General features: G+C 73.7%; 17 protein-coding genes. 6 read left to right on the forward strand and 11 right to left on the reverse strand.

Going from position 1 to position 26,253, the window contains the following annotated elements; genetic code table 11:
• Positions 1–59: 59 nt before the first annotated feature.
• The 3 genes from AMK22_RS01035 to AMK22_RS01045 all read right to left on the reverse strand — a co-directional run bounded on the left by AMK22_RS01035 (position 60) and on the right by AMK22_RS01045 (position 5,165).
• Complete coding sequence (locus AMK22_RS01035) at positions 60–1,391, reverse strand: MFS transporter (protein WP_079185847.1); 1,332 nt, start codon at positions 1,389–1,391, stop codon at positions 60–62.
• Positions 1,392–1,591: 200 nt separating this feature from the next.
• On the reverse strand, positions 1,592–2,941 hold the full coding sequence (locus AMK22_RS01040) for a 2-oxo acid dehydrogenase subunit E2 (protein WP_073781268.1): 1,350 nt from the start codon (positions 2,939–2,941) through the stop codon (positions 1,592–1,594).
• A 37-nt stretch (positions 2,942–2,978) separates the two neighbouring features.
• Complete coding sequence (locus AMK22_RS01045) at positions 2,979–5,165, reverse strand: alpha-ketoacid dehydrogenase subunit alpha/beta (RefSeq protein ID WP_073781269.1); 2,187 nt, start codon at positions 5,163–5,165, stop codon at positions 2,979–2,981.
• A gap of 137 nt (positions 5,166–5,302) precedes the next feature.
• Between AMK22_RS01045 and AMK22_RS39375 the strand changes: the two genes are divergently transcribed.
• The 4 genes from AMK22_RS39375 to AMK22_RS01060 are packed head-to-tail and all read left to right on the forward strand — an operon-like array spanning position 5,303 to position 7,902.
• Entirely contained in the window at positions 5,303–5,455 is a 153-nt protein-coding gene (locus AMK22_RS39375) for a hypothetical protein (RefSeq protein WP_158072019.1), read from the forward strand.
• A gap of 56 nt (positions 5,456–5,511) precedes the next feature.
• Positions 5,512–6,303 carry a GntR family transcriptional regulator gene (locus AMK22_RS01050; RefSeq protein ID WP_073781270.1) on the forward strand — a complete coding sequence of 264 codons (792 nt, stop codon included), beginning with the start codon at positions 5,512–5,514 and terminating at the stop codon, positions 6,301–6,303.
• Complete coding sequence (locus tag AMK22_RS01055) at positions 6,221–7,042, forward strand: SDR family NAD(P)-dependent oxidoreductase (protein WP_079185848.1); 822 nt, start codon at positions 6,221–6,223, stop codon at positions 7,040–7,042. The genes AMK22_RS01050 and AMK22_RS01055 overlap by 83 nt, the downstream gene beginning before the upstream one ends.
• A gap of 56 nt (positions 7,043–7,098) precedes the next feature.
• A complete protein-coding gene (locus tag AMK22_RS01060; RefSeq protein ID WP_073781271.1) occupies positions 7,099–7,902 on the forward strand; it encodes an SDR family NAD(P)-dependent oxidoreductase in 804 nt (267 codons plus the stop codon).
• A 130-nt stretch (positions 7,903–8,032) separates the two neighbouring features.
• Here AMK22_RS01060 and AMK22_RS01065 read toward each other — a convergent pair whose 3' ends face one another.
• The 5 genes from AMK22_RS01065 to AMK22_RS01085 all read right to left on the reverse strand — a co-directional run bounded on the left by AMK22_RS01065 (position 8,033) and on the right by AMK22_RS01085 (position 12,938).
• Positions 8,033–8,263 carry a phosphopantetheine-binding protein gene (locus AMK22_RS01065; RefSeq protein WP_073781272.1) on the reverse strand — a complete coding sequence of 77 codons (231 nt, stop codon included), beginning with the start codon at positions 8,261–8,263 and terminating at the stop codon, positions 8,033–8,035.
• A gap of 5 nt (positions 8,264–8,268) precedes the next feature.
• Positions 8,269–8,901: an isochorismatase family protein gene (locus tag AMK22_RS01070; RefSeq protein ID WP_073781273.1), complete on the reverse strand. Its 633-nt coding sequence runs from the start codon at positions 8,899–8,901 to the stop codon at positions 8,269–8,271.
• A 12-nt stretch (positions 8,902–8,913) separates the two neighbouring features.
• A complete protein-coding gene (locus AMK22_RS01075) occupies positions 8,914–10,692 on the reverse strand; it encodes a (2,3-dihydroxybenzoyl)adenylate synthase (RefSeq protein ID WP_079185849.1) in 1,779 nt (592 codons plus the stop codon).
• On the reverse strand, positions 10,689–11,903 hold the full coding sequence (locus AMK22_RS01080) for an isochorismate synthase (protein ID WP_073781274.1): 1,215 nt from the start codon (positions 11,901–11,903) through the stop codon (positions 10,689–10,691). Before AMK22_RS01080 ends, AMK22_RS01075 begins: the two co-directional genes overlap by 4 nt.
• A 135-nt stretch (positions 11,904–12,038) precedes the next feature.
• The gene (locus AMK22_RS01085) at positions 12,039–12,938 is read right to left on the reverse strand and encodes a 2,3-dihydro-2,3-dihydroxybenzoate dehydrogenase (RefSeq protein WP_079185850.1); all 900 of its coding nucleotides are present in this window, start codon (positions 12,936–12,938) and stop codon (positions 12,039–12,041) included.
• A 123-nt stretch (positions 12,939–13,061) separates the two neighbouring features.
• Between AMK22_RS01085 and fhuB the strand changes: the two genes are divergently transcribed.
• Positions 13,062–15,431 (forward strand): Fe(3+)-hydroxamate ABC transporter permease FhuB, encoded by a 2,370-nt coding sequence (gene fhuB, locus AMK22_RS01090; RefSeq protein WP_079185876.1) that lies wholly within the window; start codon positions 13,062–13,064, stop codon positions 15,429–15,431.
• Between the two features lie 321 nt (positions 15,432–15,752).
• On the forward strand, positions 15,753–16,991 hold the full coding sequence (gene fes / locus AMK22_RS01095) for an enterochelin esterase (RefSeq protein WP_242433784.1): 1,239 nt from the start codon (positions 15,753–15,755) through the stop codon (positions 16,989–16,991).
• A gap of 201 nt (positions 16,992–17,192) precedes the next feature.
• On the opposite strand, the gene AMK22_RS01100 is transcribed toward fes, so the two are convergent.
• From AMK22_RS01100 to AMK22_RS01110, 3 genes are all read right to left on the reverse strand, one after another.
• On the reverse strand, positions 17,193–18,674 hold the full coding sequence (locus tag AMK22_RS01100; RefSeq protein ID WP_242433807.1) for a DHA2 family efflux MFS transporter permease subunit: 1,482 nt from the start codon (positions 18,672–18,674) through the stop codon (positions 17,193–17,195).
• A 68-nt stretch (positions 18,675–18,742) separates the two neighbouring features.
• Positions 18,743–18,955, reverse strand: a complete 213-nt coding sequence (locus AMK22_RS01105; RefSeq protein ID WP_073781276.1) for an MbtH family protein — start codon at positions 18,953–18,955, stop codon at positions 18,743–18,745.
• Positions 18,956–18,962: 7 nt separating this feature from the next.
• On the reverse strand, positions 18,963–26,216 hold the full coding sequence (locus tag AMK22_RS01110; protein ID WP_073781277.1) for an amino acid adenylation domain-containing protein: 7,254 nt from the start codon (positions 26,214–26,216) through the stop codon (positions 18,963–18,965).
• Between the last annotated feature and the right edge of the window lie 37 nt (positions 26,217–26,253).

A 26,253-nucleotide genomic window follows, 5' to 3' on the forward strand; every position in this document is an offset into this window, starting at 1 on the left:
CGTCCGCTCAGGGCTTCGGGTGAAGCCCGTCTCTCAGGACTTCGGGGGAAGCCGGTCTCTCAGGACTTCGGGGAGAAACGCAGCCGTGTGGCCGCCAGGGCCCCGAGGGCCAGCAGCACGACGGACACCCACAGTCCGGACAGGTGGTTGCCGGTGGCGTCCTCGGCGTAGCCCATGATGTAAGGGCCGACGAAGCCACCGGTGATGCCGATGGTGTTGAGCAGCGCCAGGCCGCCCGCGAGGGTCTTGCCCGCGAGCCGGGTGGCGGGGAAGTTGAACAGCAGGGGCTGCACGACGAAGAACGCCAGGCCGGTGAAGCAGAAGCCGAGCAGGGCGATCACGGGGCCCGCGACCGCGGCGACGACGAGCCCGGTGAACATCATCAGCAGGCCGACGACCACGAAGTTGCGCGAGCGCCGGGGCGTGGTCGCACGGGGCGGCACGAAGATGGCGCCGACGGCCGCGGTGAGCCAGGGCAGCCCGGTGAGCAGGCCGATGGTGAAGGGCGAGAGGTGGCCCCAGCCGCCGATGATGCCGGGCAGGAAGTAGACCACGGAGTACAGGGCGACCTGGTGCGTCCAGTTGGCGAAGATGGCCAGCAGCATCTGCTTGTCGCGCAGCACGGTCAGCAGGAAGCCGGACTCGTTGCCGGCCGCCTTGGCGCCCTCGTTCTGCTCGCGGGTGACCGCGTCCTGGACCAGCCGGGCCTCCTCGGCCGTCAGCCACGGCGCCTTGGCCGGGCCGTCGGGCAGGAACCGGAAGACCACGAACGCCAGGAAGACGCAGGGAACGCCCTCGATCACGAACATCCACTGCCAGCCGTGCCAGCCGCCGATGCCGTCCATCTCCATGAGCAGTCCGCCCAGGGGGTTGCCGACGACGCTGGCGATGGAGGCGCCCAGCAGGAGCAGGCCGATGGCCCGGCCGCGGGTCTCGGAGCGGAACCAGTACGTGAAGTAGAGCAGGATGCCCGGCAGCAGCCCGGCCTCTGCCGCGCCGAGGAGCAGCCGCATGGCGTAGAAGGACTTCTCGCCCTGCACGAAGGCCATGCATGCCGAGATGATGCCCCAGGTCAGCATGATCCGGGTGATCCACCAGCGGGCGCCCACCCGGTGCATGATCAGGTTGCTGGGCACCTCGGACGCCGCGTAGGTGAGGAAGAACAGCCCGGCGCCCAGCCCGTAGGCCGCGGCGGAGATGCCGAGGTCGACCTCCAGGCGCTCCTTGGCGAGACCGATGTTGGTCCGGTCGAGGAACGACATGATGTAGGCGGCCAGCAGCAGCGGCATCAGCCGCCGCAAGTTGCGGCGGTCCAGCTCGCCGAGCGCGTCGCTCGGGGTCTCGGATGGTGTGGCCGCGTCTGGGGTGCGGGATCCGCGGATCAAAGACATCGGTGTCCTTTTGGGTAGCTCTGGCAGCCTACGGGCGCGGGCTGCGGCCGAGGTGAGCGGGGCCGGGGCCCGTGGCGACGGGGCCGGGAGAGGGGCGGCCCGTGGCAGCGGGGCCGACGGGCCGCCCATGGGGCGATGGGGCCGCGGGCGGCCCGTGGGGCGATGCCGTCACGGGCGGGCCCACGGCGGCCGGGAAGGTTTCAGACGAGGAGCCGGACCGGGTTCTCCACGGCCTCGGTGAAGGCCGCGAGCCAGCGTGCCGCCACGGCGCCGTCCACCGGACGGTGGTCCACGGACAGGACCACGCCGAGCACCTTGGCCACGGTGACCGCGCCGTCGCGGACCACCGCCTCGTCGCGTGCCGCGCCGACCGCCAAGATCGCGGCCTGCGGCGGGTTGATGATGGCGGCGAACTCTTCGACCCCGTGCATGCCGAGGTTCGACACGGTGATCGAGCCGCCTTCGAGGTCGGCGGGGCGCAGCGCCCCGGAGCGCGCCTGTTCCGCGTACGCGCGGGTGCGGGCGGCGATCGTGGAGACCGACAGGTTCTCGATGCCGCGCAGCACCGGGGTCACCAGTCCCGTCTCGGTGGCGACGGCGATCGACACGTCGACGGTGCGGAAGCGGCGGACGGCGTCCGGCGTCCAGATCGCGTTCATCTCCGGCACCTGGGTGTGCGCCGTGGCGACGGCCTTGATCAGCAGGTCGTTGACCGAGACCTTGACCGGGCTGACGGCGTTGATCCGCTGCCGCAGGGCGAGGAGTTCGTCCACGGCGCAGGTCGCCCGCAGGTAGAAGTGCGGGGTGTGCTGCTTGCTCTCGGTCAGGCGCCTGGCGATGGCCCGGCGCATCCGGCTGTGCGGGATGTCCTCGTGGTCGCCGGTGCCGGTGGTGGCGACGGTATCAGTGGTATCGGTGGTGCTGACGGGTTCGGCCGGAGCCGTCGGCTGCGCGGCGGCCGGGACCGGGGCCTGCGACACCGCCCGGGGGGTGCTGCGGGCGGCGACGGCGGCCTCGACGTCCCGCCGCACGACGCGGCCGCCGGGGCCGGTCCCGGTGAGGACCGTGAAGTCCAGCCCGGCCTCCCGGGCCAGCCTGCGGGCCAGCGGGCTGCTGAAGACGCGTCCGCCGCGCTCGGGCTCGTCCGCCGCTGCGGCGGTGGGCCGCGGAGCCGGGGAGGCGGTCGGCGCCGGGGATGCGGGAGCCGGTTCCTCCGGCACGTCGCGGCGGACCGCCTCCGGGGCCTCGCCGGGCGCCGCGACAGCGACGCCCAGTCCCGCGAGCAGCGCGTCGAGGTCGTCGGCCTGTTCGCCGACGGCGCCGAGCACGGCGATCGGGTCGCCGACCTCGATCTCCACGCCGGCCTCGTAGAGCGCCTTGAGCAGCACTCCGTCACGCTCGGCGGAGACGTCCACCTCCGCCTTGTCCGTCTCGATGGAGACCAGCGCGTCGTCCTTCGTGAACGCCGCGCCCTCGGCCACCAGCCAGGCGGACAGCACCGCCGTCGGCGAGTCGGCGGCCACCGCGGGCATTCGGAACAGTTCAGCCATGATCAACCCTCCTGGGTGTCGTGTCGTACGGGGAGGGTCAGTTCTCGGTGACCCGCTGGAGCGCGGCCACGACCTCTTCGGTCCGCGCGATGGCGGCCCGCTCCAGCACCTTGCTGATGCTGGGCGAGGACTCGCCGGCGTGGACGCGCTGGACGGGCTGGTCGAGCCAGTCGAACCAGCGCCGCTGGATCTCGTCGGCCAGCCAGCCTCCGTAGGAGGTGCCGACGGGGCCCTGTTCGGCGATGAGCACGTTGTTGGTCTTGCGGATGCTGTCGCCCAGGGTTTCCCAGTCCAGGCTGGCGCGGTCCAGCCAGCGCAGGTCGATGACCTCCGCGTCCAGGCCCAGCTGTTCGACGGCCTCCAGGACGTAGTTGGTCATCGCCAGGTACGTGACGACGGTGATCTTGGATCCGGTGCGGCGCACGGCCGCCTTGCCCACGGGCAGGCAGTAGTCGAAGTCGTCGACCGGACCCTGGCCCACCGTGTTGTACAGGTCGGTGTGTTCCAGGACGACGACCGGGTCCTTGCAGGTCAGCGCGCTGTTCATCAGGCCGACGTAGTCGAAGGGCGTGGACGGCGCGACGATCCGCCAGCCGGGGGCGGTGGCGAAGACGCCCGCCGGGTCCATGGAGTGCTGGGATCCGTACCCGGTGCCCATGGCGACCTTGCTGCGCAGGACGAGCGGTACCCCGGTCCCCTGCCCGTCGCCGCCGAACATGTGCCGGGCCTTGCCGATCTGGTTGAAGATCTGGTCGGCCGCGACCCACATGAAGTCGGCGTACATGAACTCGACCACGGGCTTGTAACGGCCGTCGAGGGCGATGCCCCCGGCGAGGCCGGCGAAGGCGTTCTCGCTGATGGGCGTGCCCAGGACCCGGTCCGGGTGGGCTTCGGCCAGGCCCTTGGTGGCGCCGTTGGTACCGCCCTTGAGGCGGTGCACGTCCTCGCCCATGACGACGACGGAGTCGTCCTCGGCCATGCGGTGGCTCATCACCTCGGCCACGACGTCGATGAACTTCCGTTGTTCCAGGCGTCCGTCGAAGGTGTCGGTGTCGGCGAGGCGCACCCCGTCGAACTCACCGAGGTCGCCGCGTATCCCGACGTCGCGGAAGGACGGGTCGGGCCATTCGGAGGGCTTGATGCGGCGGCTGCCCGGCTTGCCGTCGGGGTCGGACTCCAGCAGTTCGTCGCCCACGGCGGCCATGAGCGCCTTGGCGCGCGCGGTGCACTTCTCGATCTCGTCGGCGCCGAGGATCCCGTTCTCGACGAGCTGCCGGGAGACGAGGGCCAGCGGGTCGCGGGACCGCCACTCCTTCTCCTCGTCCTTGGTCCGGTAGCCGAAGGCGCTGCCGGGGAACGGGCCGTTCTGGTGGAAGAACCGGTAGACCTCGGCCTCGACGACGGTGGGACCGTTGCCCGCCCGCATGTGATCCACGGCCTCGCTCATGGCCAGGTACACGGCGAGCGGGTCCATGCCGTCCACGCGCCAGCTGGGGATGTTGAAGCCCAGACCGCGCGCCGAGAGCCGGGGCTCCGCCGTCGCCTCGTCCACGTGGGTGGAGACGGCGTACTTGTTGTTCTCGATGAAGAAGCAGACCGGGAGCTTCCAGGCCGCGGCGAGGTTCATCGTCTCCAGCACCGAGCCGATGTTGACCGCGCCGTCCCCGAAGTAGGTCACCGAGACCGCGTCGGTGCCGGCCTGCCGCGCCGACCAGGCGAACCCGGCGGCCTGCGGCACGCCGCCACCGACGATGGCGTTGGTGCCCATCGCCCCGGCCTCGGCCCACTGCAGATGCATGGATCCGCCCCGGCCCCGGCAGAAGCCCCTGGCCAGCCCGCAGATCTCCGCCAGGCTGCGGAGCAGGACGGTGCGCACCTCCTCGTCGACGGGACCGCGCAGGTCGATGCCGCCGGGTGCGACGTACCCCAGCGCCTTCGCGAGGAACTGGTGGTGGCCGCGGTGCGAGCCGCCGACGAAGTCGGCGCCGGTCAGCGGGAGCACGGAGCCGACGGCGCCGCCCTCCTGGCCGATGCTGGAGTGCGCCGGGCCGTGCACCAGGCCCTGTCCCGCGAGGTCGAGGACGTACTCCTCGAAGACCCTGATCAGCAGGGTCTGGGTGAACATCGAGGTCAGCAGCCGCGGATCCGCGCCGTGCCAGTCCTTCTTGGTCGCCGTCACCTCGGTCCAGGGGGACGCGGGGGCCAGTTTCCGGTGTGTGGGCATGAGCACTCTCCTGTGTGATTCGGTGAGCACTTTCGCAGCGAATGGATCCATAACCAATACCCGTTACTGGAACGTTACGTTCAATTTTCCGACATTTCCATTGACTAGGCCCCTCACGGCGACGCAGTGTGAGACCCATGGCAAGCAAATGGATCCATTCGGTGGCCGACCAGGGGCAGGCGCTCTCCGGCCCGGCCGACCCGGAACACATCGGCCCGCCATACGCCCGCCCCGGCGGGAAGCGGTACGGATCGGGTGCCGCGGTACGGCTGTGGCAGCCTTCGGTCTGAACACGCCGTCGCACCGCCGCGCCGTGCCTCGTCGCCGCACCGCACCAGGGAGAGCCATGTCACGGAAGCCGTCCACCGGATCCCGCACGCCGGGCGCCGGTTCGTCCGGGTCCAGCGCCGCCGCCGTCGCGAGCCAGCGCGTCGCGGACCACCTGCGTGCCGCCATCCTGAGCGGTGAGCTGCGCCCCGGAGCGAGGATCATGCAGGAGCAGGTCGCCGCGCAGCTCGGCGCCAGTCGGCTGCCGGTGCGCGAGGCACTGCGGATACTGGCGGCCGAGGGCCTGACCGTGGTCAAGTCCAACAGCGGCGCCTGGGTCTCCCGGATGGACATGGCGGAGTGCGAGGGCGTCTACAAGATCCGCGAACGCCTGGAACCGCTCGCCCTGAGCGAGAGCATCCCGAACCTCTCCGCCGAGCAGGTCACCGAGCTGGAGGCGATCGCACGGCAGATCGAGCTCACCACCGACGTGGACCGCTTCCTGGCCCTCGACCGCGAGCTGCACCTGCTCACCTACGCCGGCTGCCGCGTCGCCCAGATCACCGACATGGTCGACCGGTTCTGGAACACCACCCAGCACTACCGACGCGCCTTCACCCGGCTCGCGGGCGACAGCGGCTGGGAGCTGATCCACGCCGAGCACCGCCTGATCATCGAGGCGATCAAACGACGCGACACCGTCGACGCCGAACGATTTCTCACCGGCCACCTCCGCCGCACCCGGCTGGAACTGGCCCAACACCCCGAACTGTTCAACGAGGACGACCATGACACCGACCACACAGCAGACGCAGCAGGCGCAGGGAACGCGAGGAACGTCCGAGGAGACGCGGCGCGCCCGGCCGACTGACGCCCGCCCCTTCGAGGGCCGGACCCTCCTCCTGTCGGGAGCGGGCGGCGGCATCGCCCGCGAGGTGGCCCGTCAGTTCCACGCCCTGGGCGCCAACCTGGTGCTGGGCGATCTGAACGCCGCCGTGCTGGAGGAATTCGCCGCGACGCTCGACCCGACCGGCGGGAGCGTGATCACCCGGGTGCTCGACGCGGCATCGCCGGAGAGCAACAACGCGTTCGTCGCCGCCGCGGTCGAGGCGTTCGGCTCGGTCGACTTCCTCGTACCGGCCGCCGGGATCTACCCCGAGCAGGCGGTCGCCGACATGACCGACGAGCAGTGGAACACCGTCATCTCGGTCAACCTGAACGGTGTCTTCTACCTCACCCGCGCCGTCCTGCCCCACCTCGACGAGGGCGGCAGCATCGTCAATCTGACGTCCATGGCCGGTCACCGCGGCAGCGTCAGGCACGCCCACTACGCGGCGACGAAGGGCGCGCTGCTCGCCTTCTCCCGCAGCCTCGCCTGGGAACTCGGCTCCCGGGCACGGATCAACATGGTGTCGCCCGGGATCATCGAGACCTCCATGACCCGCGACTACGTGGCCGACCGCGGCGACACCGCGCTCGCCACCACGCCCCTGGGCCGTCTGGGCAGGCCGGAGGAGGTGGCCTCCGTCGTCACCTTCCTGTGCTCTCCCGCCGCGAGCTTCGTGCAGGGCGAGGTCATCCACGTCAACGGCGGCATGCACATGGCCTGATCAGGCCGGGCACACACCGGGGGAAACGCGCGAGCAGGAACGGAACGGACGAGAAGATGACGACACGAGCGGCGATCTACCCCGACCTGCGCGGCAGGTCGGTGTGCGTCACCGGCGCCGCGCGCGGCCTGGGCCTGGCGATGGCCGAGGCGTATGCGCGCGCGGGGTGCCATGTGCTGATGCTGGACATCGACGGCGACGAACTGGAACGGATCCGGCCCGGATTGGAGGCGGGACGGCCCGACCAGGTGATCGCGACGGCCACGGCCCCGGTGAGTGACGAGGACGCCGTGACGGAGGCGCTCGCCGGTTTCACGGCCCGGACGGGAGGACTGTCCGTGCTGGTCGCCAATGCCGGCGTGTCCGCGAACGCCCCCTCCCTCGATGTCGAACTCGACCGCTGGAACACGGCGTTGGACGTGAACCTCACCGGTGTCTTCGTCTGCGCGCGGGCCGCCGCCCGCGTCATGCGCGAGGGCGAGGGGGGTGTCGTCCTGACCACCTCGTCGATGTACGGGGTGACCGCGGGGCCCGAGCGCGCGGCCTACTGCGCCACCAAGGCGGGCGTCGCCGCCCTCACCAAGGTCCTGGCCGTGGAGTGGGCCCCGTACGGCATCCGCGTCAACGCGCTCGCGCCCGGATACGTCGAGACCGATCTGGTGGCCAGGCTCGCCGAGGACGGGCGGCTGGACACGGAGGCGCTGCGCCGCCGCACCCCGCGTGGCCGCCTCGGCCGCCCGGAGGACATCGCCCACCTCGCACTGTTCCTGTCGTCCGGGGTCTCCGCGAACATCACGGGTCAGGTGATGGTCAGCGACGGCGGCTGGACGGCCGACGGCTATGCCGTGACGCCCGGCTGACGTTCCATCACTTCGATGGGTCCGCCGGCAGGCCGGCACGGGCAGCCCGCGGGGACGGCCCGGGGCCCGCGGGCGCGGTACCGGGATCCTCACCGCGTGCCCCGGGCCCGGGCCGTCCTCCGTCGCCGGGTCAGGCGGTGACCTTCAGCAGCACGGCCCACTCCTCGACTGCGGGGCGCTCGGCGAGGTCCGCGACGGCTATGTCGGCCCCGTGGGCCTCGCGCCACCGACCGACCAGAGTCATCAGCCGGACGGAGTCGAGGCCGTAGTCGACGAGGTTCTCGTCGTCGGGGATGTCGTCGACGGACTCGCCGAGGACGTCGGCGATGTCGTTGCGCATCTCTTCCAGGGTGAGTGCCACGATACTCAGATCCCTTCCAGGACGGTGTCGGTGGTGGTGACGACGGCGCACCGCCCGGCGGCCCACTTCAGGGCCATGGCGTGTTCCTCGGCGGAGAAGTCCGCCACGGCGTCGGCCACGACGAACGCCTCGATGTCCCGCATCCACGCGTCGCAGGCGGTCATCAGCACACCGATGTGGGCGTAGACGCCCGTGACGACGATCTGGTCGCGGCCGAGCCCGGCCAGCCGGTCGGCCAGATCGGTGCGGGCGAACCCGCTGTACTTCCACTTGGTCACGACGGTGTCGTCCGGGCCTGGCGCGACGGCGTCGGCGATCGCCCCGGCCGCCGGGTCGGCGGGCAGGCCGGGTCCCCAGAAGTCCTGCTGCAGACCACGCTGCTGCGGGGTCTGCCCGCCGGGCTGGGCGGTGTAGAGGACGGAGACGCCCAGGTCCCGGGCGCGCGCCCGCAGGGCGGCGACGTTCGCCAGGAGTCTCGGGATCAGGTCCGTGCTCTCGTCGTAGGCGGAGAGGAAGTAGTTCTGCAGGTCGTGCACGAGCAGGACCGCGCGGGCCGGGTCGACCTTCCAGTCGACCCGGTTCGCGGGCAGGTCGGCCGCGTCCGGCATGGGGTAGGAGGTGATCTCGGGCAGGGCCATGGGGGTGTCCGTTCAGTCCTGTGCGGGGGCGGGGCGCCGGTGGTCGGCGTCTTCGGGGCCGGTGGGTGCCGGTCCGGCGGGTGCTGCCGGACCGGGGTCCTCTGGCGAGGTGGGCTCGCTCCGCACGGCGGCGGCCCGGAGATCCTTCTTGGAGATCTTGCCGACGCCCGTCTGCGGAAACGCGGTCACGAACTCGACCCGGTCGGGCACCTTGTAGCCGGCCAGACCCCGGCCGCGTACGAAACGCTTGATCTCCACGGGCTTCAGCGGTCCGGCGCCGTCCCGCAGGATGACGTAGGCGAGACTGCGTTCACCGAGGTAGGGGTCCGGTTCGCCGACCACGTTGGCATCGTGCACGGCGGGGTGGGCGAGGATGTGGTTCTCGACCTCCTCGGCAGCGATCTTCTCGCCGCCCCGGTTGATCTGGTCCTTGGCCCGGCCCTCGACGATCAGGTGTCCGGTCGTGGTGCGGCGGACGATGTCGCCGGTTCGGTAGAAGCCGTCCTCGGTGAACGCGCGGGCGTTGTGCTGGGGTGCGCGCCAGTAACCGCGGATGGTGTACGGCCCACGGGTCAGCAGATGCCCGGATTCACCCGGGGGCACGTCGTCGTCGGCGTCGTCGACGACACGGATCTCGTCGTCCGGGGAGATGGGCAGTCCCTGGGTGGTGACGACGGTCTCCGCGGGGTCGTCGAGGCGGGTGTAGTTGACCAGCCCCTCCGCCATGCCGAAGACCTGCTGGAGCGTGCAGCCGAGGGCGGGACGGACCCGGCGGGCGGCCTGCTCGCTGAACTTGGCGCCGCCGACCAGCAGGACGTCCAGACTACTCAGGTCGTACGCGGTGCCGGGGGCGGCTTCGGTCCAGACCAGGGCCAGCGGCGGGACGAGGCCGGTGATGGTGACCCGTTCCCGTTCGATCAGGGGGAACGCCGCCTCGGGGCTGGGCTGCGGGCAGAGCACGACCCGGGCCCCCGCGTACAGCGCGCCGAGCGTGCCCGGCGAGGAGAGCGGGAAGTTGTGGGCGGCGGGCAGCGCGCACAGGTAGACGCTGTGTTCGTCCACCGCGCAGATCTCGTTGGAGCCGCGCAGCGAGTAGATGTAGTCGTCGTGGGTGCGCGGGATCAGCTTGGGGATGCCGGTGCTGCCGCCGGAGAGCTGCAGGAAGGCCAGATCGCCGGGGTCGGGGCCGTCGACGTCGACGGGCTCGGCGTGCACCGCGTCCAGCGCCTCGAACGCGCCCGCGTCCGGTCCGGCCACGAACACGTGCCGCAGGGTGGGGACTTCGGCGCGGACGGCACCGGCCAGCTCGCGGTAGTCGTAGCCGCCGTGCACTCCGGCGATCACATAGGCGGCGGCCTCGGTGAACTCGCAGAAGTAGCGGATCTCGGCCTCCCGGTGCGCGGGGAGCGCGAAGACGGGCAGCGCGCCGATCCGGAAGAGGGCGAAGACCACTTCGAAGAACTCGGCGATGTTGGGGAGTTGCACCACCACCCGGTCACCCTTGGCGATGCCCCGGGCCAGCAGCCCGGCGGCCAGCCGGTCGGCGCGGGCGTCGAGTTCGGCGTAGGTCCAGCGACGGTCGGCGTCGCCGCCCGGGTCGACGACCGCGACGCGGTCGGGGTGGGCGGCGGCCCGCTCGCGGAGCATGGTGCCGAAGGTCTCGCCGCGCCAGTACCCCGCGGCCCGGTAGCGCTCGGCGAACGCGGCGGGCCAGGTCGGGGTCGGGTCCTGAACGGCCGTCCCGGCCGCGGCCGGCGTCGGGTCCTGGGCCGGGGTCGTCGTCGCGGTCACAGCCGGGCCCCCACGGCGCCGAGGAAGGTGCGGAACTTGGCGGCGGTCTCGGCGGTCTCCGCCTCGGGCTCGGAGGCGGCCACCACCCCGGCGCCCGCGTACAGGCGCAGCGAGGTCGGTCCGGCCTCGGCGCAGCGGATGGTGACGACCCATTCGCCGTCGCCGTCGGCGTCGCCCCAGCCGACCATGCCGGTGAAGAAGCCGCGGTCGAAGGGTTCGCTCTCCCGGATGACCCGTCGGGCGGTGTCGGTGGGGGTGCCGCAGACGGCGGGGGTCGGGTGCAGCGCGCAGCCCAGTTCGAGGGCGGTGGTGTCCGGGGAGCGCAGGGTGCCGGTGACGGTGGTGGACAGGTGCCACATGGTCGCGGTGCGGACCAGGGTCGGCTTGGCGGGCACGGTGAGGCCGGTGCAGTGGGGGGCGAGGGTCTCCTGCACCGCGTTGACGACGACCGCGTGCTCATGGAGGTCCTTGGCCGACTCCAGGAGGGCCGCGGCGCGCCGGACGTCCTCGGCGAGGTCGTCGCTGCGCGGTACGGATCCGGCGAGCGGGTTGGCGACCACGCGGGTGCCGTGTCGGGAGACCAGAAGTTCGGGGCTGGCCCCGAGCAGGGTGCGGTCGGGGCCGGTGGGCAGGGCGAAGGTGTAGCCGGAGGGGTCGCGGCGGGCCAGCCGCTGGAGCATCGCCGGGAGGTCGAACGGACGGGCGGCGTCGAGCCGGAGGGTGCGGGCGAGGACGACCTTGCTGAACTCGCCCTTCCACATGCGCTCGACGGCGGCGGCCACGGACGCTCCGTACTCCTCGGGCGCCGGCTCCTGGCGGACCGTCAGGTCGCTGGCGTCGGCCGGGGAGGGCGGGTCGGCGGGCAGGGCGACGAGTGGGTCGGCGGTCAACGGGGGCGCGGTGTGCAGCACGTCCGGCACGGCGAGCGCGGCGGGGGCGTCCTGGTCGAAGGGTATGGCGCCCATGACGACGGGGGCGGCGTGTCCGGCGACGCGGGCCGCTGCGAGGGTGGCGGCCACCCGCAGGGGCAGGGGACGTTCGTCGTGCGGCACCTCGCCGTGCACTCCCTCGCCGAGGAGCGTGCGTGTCGGGGTGCCGAGGAACCGGGCGCCCGGGACGAAGGAGTTGAGCAGGCCGGTGGCCACGCCCACGGCGGGGTGGTCCGGCTCGGCGGTGGTACGGGGTGCGGCGACCTGGGGTGCCGTCGACACGGTGGCTCCGTTTCTCGCACGTCCGGCGGTGGGCGCGGGCGTGCGGTGCGGGTGAGCGGGGAGTGTGTGCGGGGAAGGGGCGGGGTGCACGGGGTACGGACGGATCGGTGGCGACCGCTGCGGCGGCCGTCCCGGTCAGCGGAGGGTGGCGCCGCCGTCCACGTAGAGCTCCTGCATGGTGATGTGGCGGGCCAGGTCCGACACGAGGAAGAGGACCGCGTCGGCGATGTCGGACGGTTCGGCGATCCTGCCGAGCGGGATGCCCGTGCGGTAGACCGCCGGATCGCCGTCCAGGACCCGTGCCGGGGCGTCCGGGTCCTGCCACAGCGCGCGCTGCATGGCCGTGTCGGTGGATCCGGGCGCGACCACGTTGCAGCGGACGCCGCTGCGGGCCAGTTCCAGGCCGAGGCACTTGGTGTACATCGCGGCGGCGGCCTTGGAGGCGGCGTAGGCGCCGAGATGGACCCGGGGCACGCCGGCGGCGTTGGAGCCGACGGTGACGATGCTGCCACCGCCTCGGGCCACCATGCCGGGGGCGACGGCGCGGGCCGTGTGGAAGACGCCCGTGGTGTTCACGGCGAAGGTGTCCGCCCAGTCCTGGTCGGACAGTTCGGCCGCCGGGCCCGGGCGCAGGATCCCGGCCACGTTGACCAGGATGTCGAGCGGGCCGTGCCGGGTGGTGGCCGTGTCCACCACGTCGCGCACGGCCGCGGCGTCGGTGACGTCCATGGCGTACGGCGTGATGAAACCCGCCTGCTTCGACGCGTCGGCCGTCGCGGTGGATCCCGCGAGCGCGGCGGACCCGGCGTGTTCGGCGGCGAGCACCCCGACGCCCTCGAGACGCCGGTCGGTCGCCGCCACATGGGCCCCCTGGGCGGCGAGCGCGCGGGCGACGGCGGCGCCGATGCCCTGCCCCGCCCCGGTGACCAGGGCTCGGCGGTCCGCCAGGAGGCCGCCCCCGCCGAGGAGTTCGTAGCGGTCCCGGACCGTCGGTGCGGTCGTGGACGCGGAATCGTCGGATTTGACGTCGGACATGCCTGACCCCCAATTCATAAGGTAAGCCTAACCTTATTTAATCTCGGTCGACAGCCACCCGCGGCTCGGTGGCGACGGGGCAACCCCGCCCGCCTATGGTTAGGCTAACCTCACTTCATGCAGATGTGGGATTCCGATGCCCGAAGGCCCCACGGCCAAGTGCGCGAGAACACAGGGACGTTGACGGTCGAGGCCGACGAAGCCCCCGCCGCCGTGGCCGAAACCGCACCGGGGCGCCGCCCTTCGGCCGAACCGTCCCGCCGCCGTACCTGGCTGGTCGTCGCCGGGTTCGCGGCCGTCGTGGTGCTGCTCTGCGGCGTCTCGCTGTGCGTCGGCGCGGGCGAGGTCGGCGCGGGCGGGGCGCTGGACTACCTGCTGAATCGTCACGGCGCCCGGGCGGACAGCCGGCTCGCCCTGGTCATCGGCGATCTGCGACTGCCCCGTACGCTCACCGCCGTTCTGGTGGGCGCCGCACTCGGCGTCGCCGGAAGCCTGCTCCAGGCCGTCACCCGCAACCCGCTGGCCGAGACCGGGCTGCTGGGCGTCAACGCGGGTGCCTCGCTGGGCGTGGTCGCCGGGATCGGGCTGCTGGGCCTCGATTCCGGCTACGCCTATCTGGTGTGCGCGTTCGTCGGCGCCGTGACCGCCAGCGGGCTGGTCCTGCTCATCGCCGGGCGGGGTCGCGGCGGCTCCCCCATGCGGCTGGTGCTCGCCGGCTCCGCGCTGGGCGCGACCTTCGGCGGGCTCACCAGCGTCGTCGTGGTCAACTCCGCCGAGACCTACGACCGGTTCCGGTTCTGGGTGCTGGGCTCCCTCGCGGGGACGGAGGGCTTCGGCGAACTGTCCCGCCTGCTGCCCGTGCTCGTCGTCGGATTCGTGGTCGCGCTGCTGGTGACCCGCCCGCTGTCGGCGCTCGCGCTCGGCGACGACCTCGCCCGCAGCCTCGGCCACCGGCCGTCGGTCATCCGCACGACGGTGGCGGTGGCCGTGACCCTCCTCACCGCCGCGGCCGTCGCGCTGGCCGGCCCCATCTCCTTCCTCGGGCTCCTCTCCGGATTCGTGGCCCGCGCCCTGGCCGGTACCCGGGCGGCGGCGCGGCTGGTCCTGGCCGGGCTCATCGGCGCCGCGGTGCTGACGATCGCGGACGTGGTGGCCCGGGTGGTGTCGCGCCCCTTCGAGGCACCGGTGTCGGTGATCGTGGCGCTCATCGGTGCACCGGTCCTCATCGGCATCGTGCGCTCGCGGCAGCTGGCGGCCATGGGCATGACCGAACCGGCCGCCGGCACCGCCCCGCCCGGACGGGGCCGGACACCGCTCCTCACCCGTCTGGCGAAAGTTCTGCCGCGCCGCCGTCCGGGCCACGAGGCGAACGGGACGGCGGGCACCACCACGACCGGGCCGGCGGACACCACCGGGACGACGGCGCAGGACGGGCCGGCGGCGGCGACCGAGGCGCTCTCCGCGGGGACGGCCGTGCTGCGGCGCGGTCCGTTCTCGCTGCTGGTGCACCGCCGCCCGGCCCTCGCCGTGCTGGCGCTCGCCGCGCTGGCGGTGGCGGCCGTGGTGTTCTCGGCGTACGCGGGCCAGAGCGACATGGGTGTGGGCCGTACGTTCCGTGCCGTGTTCGGCCAGGGCGACCGCTTCGACGTGCTGCTCGTGCAGAAGTTCCGGCTCGGCCGGATCGTCGCCGGGCTGACGGCCGGAGCGGCCCTGGGACTGGCCGGCTGTCTGACCCAGACACTGGCCCGCAACCGGCTCGCCACCCCCGAGCTCCTCGGCGTCAACGACGGTGCCACCGCGGCCGTCCTGCTGTCCGTGACCCTCAGCGCCACCGGCACCTTCGGCGCCTGGTGGGCCGGGCCCCTCGGTGCCCTCGCCGCCGTCGTCGTCGTGACGACCGTCTCCGGCGGGCTGGGGCAGCGCGGCTACCGCGTGCTCGTGGTCGGCCTCGCCATGTCGGCGCTGGCCTCCGCCGTCACTCAGGTGGTGCTGTCCCGGCGGTCCCTCAGCTCGGCCGGTTCCCTCTACGTGTGGACCTCCGGGAGCCTCAACGGGCGCGGCTACTCCGTCGCGGTGCCCGTGCTGATCGGGCTCGCCGTGCTCGTTCCCGCGGCCCTCGCCATGGCCCGACACCTGTCCGTGCTGCGCTTCGACGACGCGACGGCCGCCTCCGTGGGCATCCGCCCGGACCGGGTCAGGCTGGTGTGCATGCTGCTCGCCGTGGCCCTGGCCGGTCTCGCGGTGGGCGTGTGCGGGCCGGTGGCCTTCGTCGCGCTGGCCTCCCCCATCATCGCCGCGCGGCTCGCCGGTCCGCTCAGAGTGCCGTTGATCGGGTCCATGCTGACCGGAGCGGTGATGGTGGTGGCCGCCGACACCGTGGGGCGCATCGCCTTCTCCGGCACCGAACTCCCGGTCGGCGTGGTGACCACCGTCCTCGGCGGTCCCTTCCTGCTGTGGGTGCTGCTGGGCCGATCGGCCGCCACCCGCGTCTGAGAGCCTGTCGGGTGACCTCCGACCGGGCGGCCACGCCCCGTACGCACGCCTCCGGCCCCGCCGTAATGCCCTCGTGGCGCCTTCCCCAAGCTCTCGACTCCGTTCGAGCAGGCGAGACCCCGTCCGAGGACGTCCCGGCGCCTTGGGCCGCACGCACCATGCCGCGCCCGCTTTCCGGTCGAAGGTCACCCGACACGCTCCGGGACGCGGGCGGCGACCCGCCGGATCCGCGCCCCGAGGCACATGTCGACCTCGCGCACTCCCCCGGCCCTCCCTCGGGCCGGTCCTCCCTCCCGACCGATGTACGAAAGGCGGACGACCATGACCGCTCTCCCCAGCCCCGTCCTGAGCGCCCTGCGCGACGGGATCCGGGCCCGCATCCCGGGCGCCGAGGCCGAGTTCTGGCTGCGCGCCGAGCGGAGGGGCACACCGCTCGTCGAGCCCGATCCCGAGGGCGACCCGGCGCACCGCCTGGTCACCTTCCTCTGGCGGAACGACCCGGACCGGCCCGCCTCGGACGTCCTGCTCCTGGTGCACACGGTCACCGACCGCGACCGCCACTCCGGCGACCTGACCCGCCATCTGATGCGCCTCGTGGACGGCACGGGCGTCTGGGCGCTCTCCCACCGGCTGCGCGCCGACCATCGCGCCTCGTACCAGTTCCTGCCCGGCCACGGCGCCCGCGAGGAGCTGCTGCGCACCGACCGGGTCTCCTGGCGGGCGGCCCTGGACCGGGCGCTGCCGGACCCGCTGAACGGTGCGGCCGTCCTGCCCGCGCACGGCGGGCGCGAACCCGCCTCGGTCCTGTCCCTGCCCGATGCGCCGCCGCAGCGCTACGTCGCTATCGACGGCGCCGGTCCTCCGCCGCCGCGCGGGAGGACCCTGGAACGCGAGGTGGGCGGGCGACGGGTGACCGTCCATCTCCCTCCGGGGCACGGCCCGTCGGCGACGCCGTACGCGGTCGCCGTGCTGCTCGACGGGGAGATGTGGGGCCCGGTGCTGGACGCCGGCGGGATGCTGGACCGGATGCACGCGGAGGGCGCCCTGCCGCCCACGGTGGCCCTGCTGGTGGACACGATGGACCGCCGGATGGACGACCTGAGCTGCAACGGGGCGTTCGTGGACTGGCTGGCCGACGCCCTGCTGTCTTGGGCGGAGGCCGAGTTCGGCACGACGCCCCGTCCGGAGCGGACCCTCGTCGCCGGGCAGAGCGCGGGCGGGCTGACCGCCGCGTTCGCCGCACACCGCCGCTCCGACCGGTTCGGCCTCGCCGTGTCGCAGTCGGGGTCCTTCTGGTGGCCGGAGAACGATCCGGAGCGGGGCGAGGAGTGGCTCACCCGGCAGTACGCGAGCGGCACACGGCTGCCCGTCCGGCTGTACTTGGAGGTGGGTCTCCAGGAGTGGATGCTGCTGGCGGAGAACCGGCGGCTGCGCAATGTCCTGCGGGCCCGCGGATACGACGTCGTCTACCGGGAGTTCAACGGCGGTCACGACTACGCCTGTTGGCGGGGCGGGCTGGCCGACGCGCTGTCGGAGCTGCTGGGGCGCGCGGGCGACTGACGACGGGCCCGCGGCGTACGGCGGCGCAGGGCGGGTGCGCGCCGTACGCGCCACGCGCCGTGCGTCGCGTGCCCGTGCCGTGCGACCCGCACCCCGCAGGGCGACTCGTGCGTCCAGGCCCCCGTCCACGCCTCCGCCCTCTCCCCGGGCGTGCCGGAGGCACCACGCACATCCCGCCGCGTGGCGCCTCCGGTCCGTCCGTCAGGGCGCGGTGTCCCGTTCCCGGACCTCCACTCCCCGGGGCCGCTCCGGCGGCTCCGCACCCCCGGCCGATTCCGGTCCCGGCCCCCCGTCCTCCGCCATGTCCTCGTCCAGCGGCGGCGGTGGGGACGCGGTGCGCGGAAGCCGCAGGGCGAGCGCCGCCGACAGCGCCACCAGTACGGCCGAGGCCCACACCGCCGTACGGAAGGGCCCGGCGTCCATCGCCGCCCCCGCCGGGTGCGCGCCGCCGCCGACCAGCGCCGCGCACAGCGCGATGCCGAGTGCGCCGCCCAGGGTGCGGACGATCTGGAAGAGGCCCATCGCCTGGCCCATGTCGGGCGGGGCGACGGTCTCGAACCCGGCGAGCTGCACGGTCAGCACGGCCGTGCCCAGCACCAGGCCGATCAGGAACATCAGGGCCCGCACCGCCCACGCGTTTTCCGCCGTGCCCGGCACCGCCAGCGCGCCGAACACCACGGCCGCCGCGACCAGCGCGGTCACGGCCAGCCGGCGCGGCCCCAGGCGCGGCAGCAGCCGGTCCACCACCTGCGAGGCCAGCATCAGGCCCAACGCCTCGGGGAAGACGCTCAGTCCGGCGTCCAGCGCGGTGCCGCCGAGCGCCGCCTGGAACAGCAGCGGCACCACGAACAGCACGCCCATGAGCCCGGCGGCCGTGAGGGCGGCCAGCGCGGCGGCCGGGCCGTAGTACCGGTCGGCGAACAGTCGTAGCCCCAGCAGCGGTGAGCGGGCCCGGCGTTGCTGGACCACGGTCGCCACCAGCAGGGCACCGCCGGCGACCGCGCAGCCCGCGATGACGGGGTCGGACCAGCCGCGCACCGGGCCGAAGCCGAGCGCGTAGGTGAGCAGCCCCAGGGCCGGCGTCGCCAGCCAGAAGCCGGCCCGGTCGAACGGCCCCGCGGTGCCCTCCACGTGCTCGCGCAGTCCGGCCGCGCCGAGCAGCACGGCGGCCACGCCGACCGGCACGTTGACGAAGAACAGCCAGTGCCAGGAGAGGTGTTCGGTGAGCAGACCGCCGAGCGGCGGGCCGAGGGCGGGCATCAGCGCCGTCGGCACGATCAGCACCTTCGCCAGCCCCGCCCGCTCCGGCGGGGTGAACGCCCGGAACAGCAGCGTCATGCCCACCGGGGTCAGCAGGCCGCCGGCCAGCCCCTGCACCGCCCGCGCTACGACCAGCACGGGCAGGTTCCAGGCGAGTCCGCACAGGGCCGACGCGGCCGTGAAGACGGCCAGCGAGCCGAGGAAGACCCGCTTGGTGCCGTACCGGTCGCCGAGCCAGCCCGCCACCGGCAGTGCGAGTGCCAGCGCGACCAGGAACGCCGTCTCGACGGTGTTGGCCGCGCCGACGGGCCGTCCGAAGTCCTCGGCGATGGTGTAGAGGGCCGGGTTGACGATGGTGGAGTCGAGGCCGTTCATGCACATCGCGGCCACATAGACGAGGACCACGGCGAGCCGGGGACCGATGCGCGGCGACGACGACCGACGGCCTTGTCCGGTAAGGGACTTCGAGCCGGTACGGGAGTCGGACGCGGTCACCGGGTCAGCAGTCCGGTGTCGTGCGCGGTCACCCGGTCCAGCGCCTCCTGGCGCGGGCACGGACCGTGCACCGCGGTCCAGCCGGCCGGCAGGTCGGCGAAGTCCGGCCACAGCGAGTACTGACGCCGTTCGTTGACGAGGACGAGGAAGGTGTCGGCCTCCCCGTCGGCGTCGAAGGGGTTGACGGGGGCGTCGTCGTTCACAGCCATCGTGGTGTCACTTCTCCAGGTCGGTCAGGCGGTCGGCGACCACGCGGGCGATGTGCGCGATCGGTTCGGGCAGGGTCATGTCCTTGTGGGAGCAGGCGATGTCCGTGTTGTCGATGCGCCCGCCCACGTACGGGGCCCAGGTGTCGGGGGTGAGTTCGTCGTCGACGGTGTCGACGGTGGCGCGGAAGAACAGCACGTCGCCGTCGAAGCGCCGGTGGTCGAAGCCCCGCACGAGGTGGTTGGTGTTGAGGTAGATCTCCGCCAGTGCCTCCAGCGTCGGGGCGTTCAGCGCGGCGAGCGGGCTGCCCTCGCGCTGGAGCACTTCGGTCACGTGGGCGGTGGTGAGTTCCTTGCCGCCCAGGATGTCGGGGCCGTAGCCGCCCATCGCAAGCAGGGACTCCATCGCCTCGGCGTGGTCGGGCACGGGCAGCTCGCGGAAGCCCTCGGCGGGGTAGGCGTCGAGCACGGCGAGCAGTTCGACGTCCTCGCCCCGGTCCTGGAGGTGCGTGGCCATCGCCTGCGCGATGATGCCGCCGGTGGACCAGCCGAGCAGCCGGTACGGTCCGGCGGGCTGCGCCTCCCGCATCCGGGCCACGTAGTGCGCGGCGAGCTCCTCCAGCGTCGCGGGCAGCGGTTTGCCCGAGGTGGCGGGGCCGACGCCCTGTGCCTGGAGGCCGTAGATCGGCACGTCGGCGGGCAGGTGGCGGATGAGTCCGGCGTAGCACCAGCTCAGCCCGCCCGCCGGGTGGACGCAGTACAACGGGGCGCGGTCGCCCTCGCGGGCCGGGCGCAGCGGCAGGAGCACGTCGAGCGGGTCGTCGCCGCGTCCGCCGTCCGCCGCCCCTTCGAGCGCGACGTCCAGGGCTGCGGGAGTCGGGGAGCGGAAGACGGTGCCGATGGAGACGTCCGCGCCGAGCGCGGCCCTGACGCGGGCCGCGAGGCGGACGGCGAGCAGCGAGTGGCCGCCGAGGTCGAAGAAGTTGTCGTCGACGCCGACCCGTTCCGCGCCGAGCACTTCGGCGAAGATCGCGCACAGCTGTTCCTCGCGCGGTCCGCGCGGGGCGCGCGATTCGGTGGCGGCGGGGCGGCCGGGGGCCGGCAGGGCCTTGCGGTCCAGCTTGCCGTTGCCGGTCAGCGGAAGCCGTTCCAGGGCGACGACGGCGGACGGGACCATGTGGACGGGCAGGTCGCGGGCGGCGTGCTCGCGCAGCGCCGCGGCGAGATCCGCGTCCTTCGGGGCGTCGGGCGCCGGTACGGCGTAGGCGACGAGCCGCTTGTCGCCGGGGACGTCCTCGCGAACCACCACGGCCACGTCCGCGACCCGCGGGTGGGCGGCGAGGACGGCCTCGATCTCGCCGGGTTCGATGCGGAAGCCCCGGATCTTGACCTGGTGGTCGGCACGGCCGAAGTACTCCAGGGTGCCGTCCGCCCGCCTGCGCGCGAGGTCGCCGGAGCGGTACATCCGGGCGCCGCTCTCCCCGAACAGATGGGCGTAGGGGTCGGCGACGAAGCGGGTCGCGGTCAGGTCGGGCCGGCCGAGGTACCCGGCGGCCACGCCCTGTCCGGCGACGTACATCTCCCCCGTCACGCCGGGCGGCACCGGCTGGAGTCGTTCGTCGAGCACGTAGACACGCAGGTCGGGGATGTTGACGCCGATGGTGGAGGAGGTGGCGGCGGCTGCCGTGGCCCGGTCCAGCGGGAAGTGGGTGACGTGCACGGTGGTCTCGGTGATGCCGTACATGTTGACCAGCCGGGGTGCGTCGTCGGCGTGCCGGGCGTACCAGTCGTCGAGGCGGCCCGGTTCCAGCGCCTCGCCGCCGAAGACGACGTGGCGCAGGGCGAGTTCGTGTCCGGGTTCCTCGCGGTCGGCGGCGGCCAGCTGGTGGAAGGCGGACGGTGTCTGGTTGAGGACCGTCACCCCTTCCGCGGCCAGCAGCCTCAGGAAAGCGCCCGGGTCTCGGCTGGTCAGGTGGGGTACGACGACGACCTTGCCGCCGTACAGCAGGGCGCCCCAGAGCTCCCAGACGGAGAAGTCGAAGGCGTAGGAGTGGAACAGGGTCCAGGTGTCGTCCGGTCCGAAGCGGAACCAGTGGTCGGTGGCGGTGAGCAGCCGGGTGACGTTGTGGTGGGTGACCACGACGCCCTTGGGCCGGCCGGTGGATCCGGAGGTGTAGATGATGTACGCCGGGTCGTGGGGGGTCAGCGGGCGGACCCGGTCCTCCTGCCGCAGCGGGGTGCCGTCGTACGCCGCGACGGCGTCGCCGTCCACGGTGATCAGCGGCAGGTCGTGCTCGGGCAGTCCGGGTGCGGTGGCGGTGTTCGTGACGACGGCGGCGGGGTGGGCGTCGGCCAGCATGTACGCCAGTCGGTCGGCCGGGTAGTCGGGATCGAGCGGCAGGTACGCGGCGCCCGCGAGGGAGACCGCGAGCAGGCCGGTGACCAGGTCGAGGGAGCGGGGCAGGGCGAGGGCGACGACGGAGCCGGGGCCGATGCGGCGGTCGGTCAGCAGCCGGGCCAGCCGGTGGGCGCGCTCGGAGAGTTCGGCGTAGGTGAGGGTGGCGCCCTCGTGGCTGACGGCGATCCGGTCGGGGTGCCGTCGGGCGGCCTCCTCGTAGCGGTCGGCGAGCGTGGCGGGGGTGGTCGCGGCCGGGGCGGGGGGCTCGCCGTCGGCCGCGGCGGCGGGAAGGTTGGCGTCGACGAGGGCGCGGTGGCGTTCGTCGGCGCTCAGCAGCGGCAGCAGGCCGAGCGGGGTGTCCGGGGCCTCGGCGGCGGCGGTGAGAAGCCGCCCGAGGCGGTCGGCCAGGGCCTGGGCGGTGGAGCGGTCGAACAGGTCGGTGCGGAATTCGAGGAAGCCGCCGATACCGCCGCCCGCCAGTTCGCCCGCGTTGAGGGTGAGGTCGAACTTGGCGGTGCCGGAGGTCATGGTGGACAGCCGGGCGGTGGCGTCGGGGCCGAGCGGGAACGCGGCGTCCGGCACCGACTGCCAGGCCAGCATGGTCTGGAAGAGGGGGTGGCGAGCCAGTGACCGGGGCGGGTTGAGGGCTTCGACGAGGTGGTCGAAGGGCAGGTCGTCGTGGTCGAAGGCGGCCAGCGCGGTGGTCCGCGCACGCGCCAGCAGTTCCCGGAAGGTGGGGTCGCCGGAGGTGTCGGTGCGCAGGACGACGGTGTTGGTGAAGAAGCCGACGAGCGCGGCGGTGGCGTCGTCGTCGCGTCCGGCGACGGGCGTGCCGAGCGGGATGTCGGTGCCGCAGCCGTGCCGGGTGAGGAGGGCGGCCAGCCCCGCCTGCACGGCCATGAACACGCTGGCGCCGGTGGCGCGGGCGAGCCGGGCGAGCGCGGCGTGGGCGGCGGCGTCCACCGCGAAGGGGACGGTGTCGCCGTCGGTTCCGGCCACGGACGGGCGGGGCCGGTCGGTGGGCAGGTCGAGCTGGTCGGGCAGCCCGGCCAACGCCCCCTTCCAGTAGTCCAGTCGGGCGGCGGCGAGCGGGGTGGGCGCGGCGGGGGTGCCGAGCCGGCGCAGCTGCCGGGCCGTGTGGTCGGCGTATCGCACGGGCAGCGGCGTGAACTCCGGTGCCCGGCCGACGAGTCGGGCCCGGTAGGCGGTGGCGAGGTCGTCGGCCAACGGGGTGGTGGAGGCGCCGTCCCCGGCGATGTGGTGCAGGACCAGCAGCAGGGTGTGCCGGTTGGCGGCCTCGGTGAACAGGGTGGCGCGCAGCGGGATCTCGCGGGCCAGGTCGAAGGTGTGGCGGGCGGCTGCCGTCAGGTCCTCGCCGTCGGCGGCGCGGTGCGGTCGGGGCCGGGCCGCCGGGTCGTCGGGGGCGAGGACGTACTGGCGGGGCAGGTTGTCCGGGCCGTCGTCGGGGACGGGGTAGACGGTCCGCAGTGTTTCATGGCGTGCCGTCAGGTCGGCGATGGCGGCGGTGAGCGCGTCCTCGTCCAGGGGTCCCTCGACGGTGAGGACGAGCGGGATGTTGTACGTCGGGCTGGGCCCTTCCAGCCGGTGCAGGAACCACAGCCGCTGCTGGGCCGGTGACAACGGCGCCTCGCCGGTGCCGGGAGCGGGCGCCGCTTCGTCGGCGGCCTCGGCCCCGAGGGCGTCGGTGTCGCGGGCGCGGACCAGGGCGGCGAGCGCGGCCGGGGTGGACTCGCGGAACACGTCGGCGACGGAGGCGGGTACACCGAAGGTCTCGCGCAGCCGGGCGGCGAGCCGGGCCGCGAGCAGTGAGTGGCCGCCCAGGTCGAAGAAGGAGGCGCCGGGCGCGGGGGGTGCGTCCAGGCCGAGCAGGTCCGCGAAGAGTGCGGTGAGGGCGCCGGTGTGCGGGTCGTCGGCGGTGGCGTCGGGCTCCGCCGCGCGCGGGGCGAGCTGGGCGGGGTCGGGCAGGGCGCGGTGGTCGAGCTTGTCGTTGGCGGTGCGGGGCAGCGCGTCGAGGAGTGTCACGGCCGCCGGGACCATGTGCGCGGGCAGCACGGCGGCGAGATGGTCGCGCAGGACGGCCGGGTCGGTGTCCGCACCGGGACGGGGCACGGCGTAGGCCAGCAGCCGCTTGCCGCCGGCCGCGTCACGGGCGATGACGGCGGCCCGGTCGACGGCGGGGTGCGCGGCCAGCACGGCCTGGATCTCGCCGAGTTCGATCCGGAAGCCACGGATCTTCACCTGGTCGTCGGTGCGGCCGAGGAATTCGACGGTGCCGTCGGCGCGGCGCCGCACCAGGTCGCCGGTGCGGTACATCCGGCCGCCGGGGTCGCCGTGCAGGGCGCCGAAGGGGTCGGCGACGAACCGCTGCGCGGTCAGGTCGGGCCGTCCGAGGTAGCCGCGGGCGAGGCAGGCTCCGGCCACGTACAGCTCGCCGGGGACGTCGTCGGGGCACGGCCTCAGGGCGGTGTCGAGGACGTAGAGCCGGGTGGCGCGCACGGGGCTGCCGTCGGATCCGGGGCCGGTCCAGTGGCAGGCGTCGACGGTGGTCTCGGTGGGGCCGTAGAGGTTGAGCGGGTGGACGCCCTCGGTGGCGGCGAGGCGGTCCCACAGCGGCGCGGGGACGCTCTCGCCGCCGACCACGAGCACGGCCGGCTTGTGGTGGCCGTCGCCGAGCAGCCCCTCGGCGAGGAGGGCCTCGGCGTAGGAGGGGGTGACGTCGAGGTAGTCGACGTGGTGCTCGTCGACGTAGGCGGTCAGCGCGGCCGGGTCGCGATAGGTGGCGTCGTCGAGCAGGTGCAGTTCGTGGCCGTGGACCATCCACAGCACCGGGTCCCAGGAGGCGTCGAACGCGAACGAGGCGCTGTGGGCGACCTTGAGCCGGGCGCGTCCGGTGCGGGCGACGGCGGGGGCGATGTGGTCGGTGCCGTGGCCGGCGTACAGGTTGGCGAGGGAGGCGTGGGTGACGACCACACCCTTGGGACGGCCGGTGGAGCCGGAGGTGTGGATGATGTAGGCGGCGTCGTCCGGGCCGGGCGTGGCGGCGGGACGGTCGGCGGGCGCCTGCGCGAGGCCGGTGAGCGTCCGGGGGTCGTCGAGGGCGATCACCGGCAGTCCGTGCTCCGGGAGCCCGGCCAGGGCCTCGGTGGTGCCGAGGACGCAGGCGGGGCGGGCGTCCTCCAGGACGGCGAGGGTGCGGGCGGGCGGGTGGCCGAGGTCGAGGGGCTGGCAGACCCCGCCCGCCTTGAGGACGGCGAGCAGGGCGGTGACCGTGCCGGTGGAGCGGGGCAGGGCGAGCGCGACGGGTGTCTCGGGGCCGACGCCGTGGGCGGCGAGGTGGTGGGAGAGCCGGTTGGCGGCGGCGTCCAGTTCCGCGAAGGCGAGGGTGTCGTTGCCGCAGCGGACGGCGGTCACGTCCGGGATGCGTGCGGCGCGCGCGGCGAACTCCTCGGGCACGGTGGCGGTGTGGGGCGGCTCCGAGCGCCCCGCGGTGACGCGGCGTGTCTCGTCGCCGGTCAGCAGGTCGAGGGCGGCGACCGGGCGGTGCGGGTCGGTGAGCAGCAGTTCGGTCAGCCTGTCCAGGCAGCGCCGGAAGGTGACCGCGTGCCGCTCGGCATCGGCGCCGGTGTAGCGGTCGGTGTTGGCGTCCAGCACGAGGGCGAGGCCGTCGTCGGGGCCCGGCCAGGCGCCGAGGGCGAGGTCCTCGACCGGCCCCGCGGCGAGGTTGCGGACGGTGCCGGTCGGGCCGCCGAAGTCCAGCGTGCCGCCGTCGAGGGGCTTGATGTTGACCATCGGGCCGGTGAGCGGGGCGGTCGGGGCGGTCAGGCCCAGGTCGCGGCGCAGGTCGGCCTGCGGGTAGCGCTGGTGGCGGCGGACCCGGCGGATCTCCAGCACGATGCGGCGCAGCAGTTCGGCGGCGGTGTCGCGCGGGCGGACGGCGACGCGCAGCGGGAGCACGTTCACGGCCATGGCCGGGGTGCGCAGGGCGGCCGGGCCACGACGGTTGGTGACGGGCAGTCCGAGTACGACGTCCTCGGTCCCGGTGAGCCGGTGCAGATGGACGGCGGTGGCGGCGACGACGAGTTCGGCCCAGGTGGCCTTGGCGGCCCCGGCGGCGCGGGTGAGGCGGTCCAGCGCGCCGGCGGGCAGGTCGGCGACGTGCCGCAGCGAGCCGTTGCCGGGCGCGGTGCCGTTGCCGGGGCCGGGCGCGGTGGGCGGTGCGAGCGTGACGGGGGCGGCGCCGGCCATCCGCGCGGTCCAGAACTCCCTGTCGGCGGCGTACTGTTCGCCCGCCAGATAGTCCTGCTCCTCGTCGACGAGGTCACGCAGCGGGGCGAACCGGCACTCCGGCGCCGCGTCGCCGTCGGCCGCGTACAGCTCCGCGACCCGGCGGCCGATGAGGGTCAGCGCGTAGGCGTCGACGGCGATGTGATGGACGCGCTGGTACCACCAGTACCGTCTGTCGCCGACCCTCAGCAGCGCCTGGCCCATCAGCCCGTCCTCGGCCGCGAGGTCGGCGGGCCGGGACAGATCGGCGCGGAGGCGGCGCCCGGCCTCCCCGGCGGGGTCCGCGAGGTCCCGCAGATCCGCCCGGTGCAGCCGGAACACGTGGTGCGGGTCGGCGTACTGGGCGGGCGTGCCGTCCTCCTCGGTGAACCGCAGCCGCAGGGTCTCGGCCTCCTCGACCGTACGGCGCAGGGCGCGCTCGAAGCGGTCCTCGTCGAGGGCTCCCTCGATCTCCACGACGTCCGCCGTGTGGAACTCGGTACCGCCCGCGGCGAGCTGCCCCGCGTAGTGGATGCCGCTCTGCGCGGTGAGCAGGGGGAACGACTCCGGACGCTCGTTCATGTGGGGAGAACTCCTCGGTTGTGAAAGCCTTGCCGCG

Origin of the sequence: Streptomyces sp. CB01580 (assembly GCF_001905795.1) — a bacterium.
Taxonomy (GTDB): Bacteria; Actinomycetota; Actinomycetes; order Streptomycetales; family Streptomycetaceae; genus Streptomyces.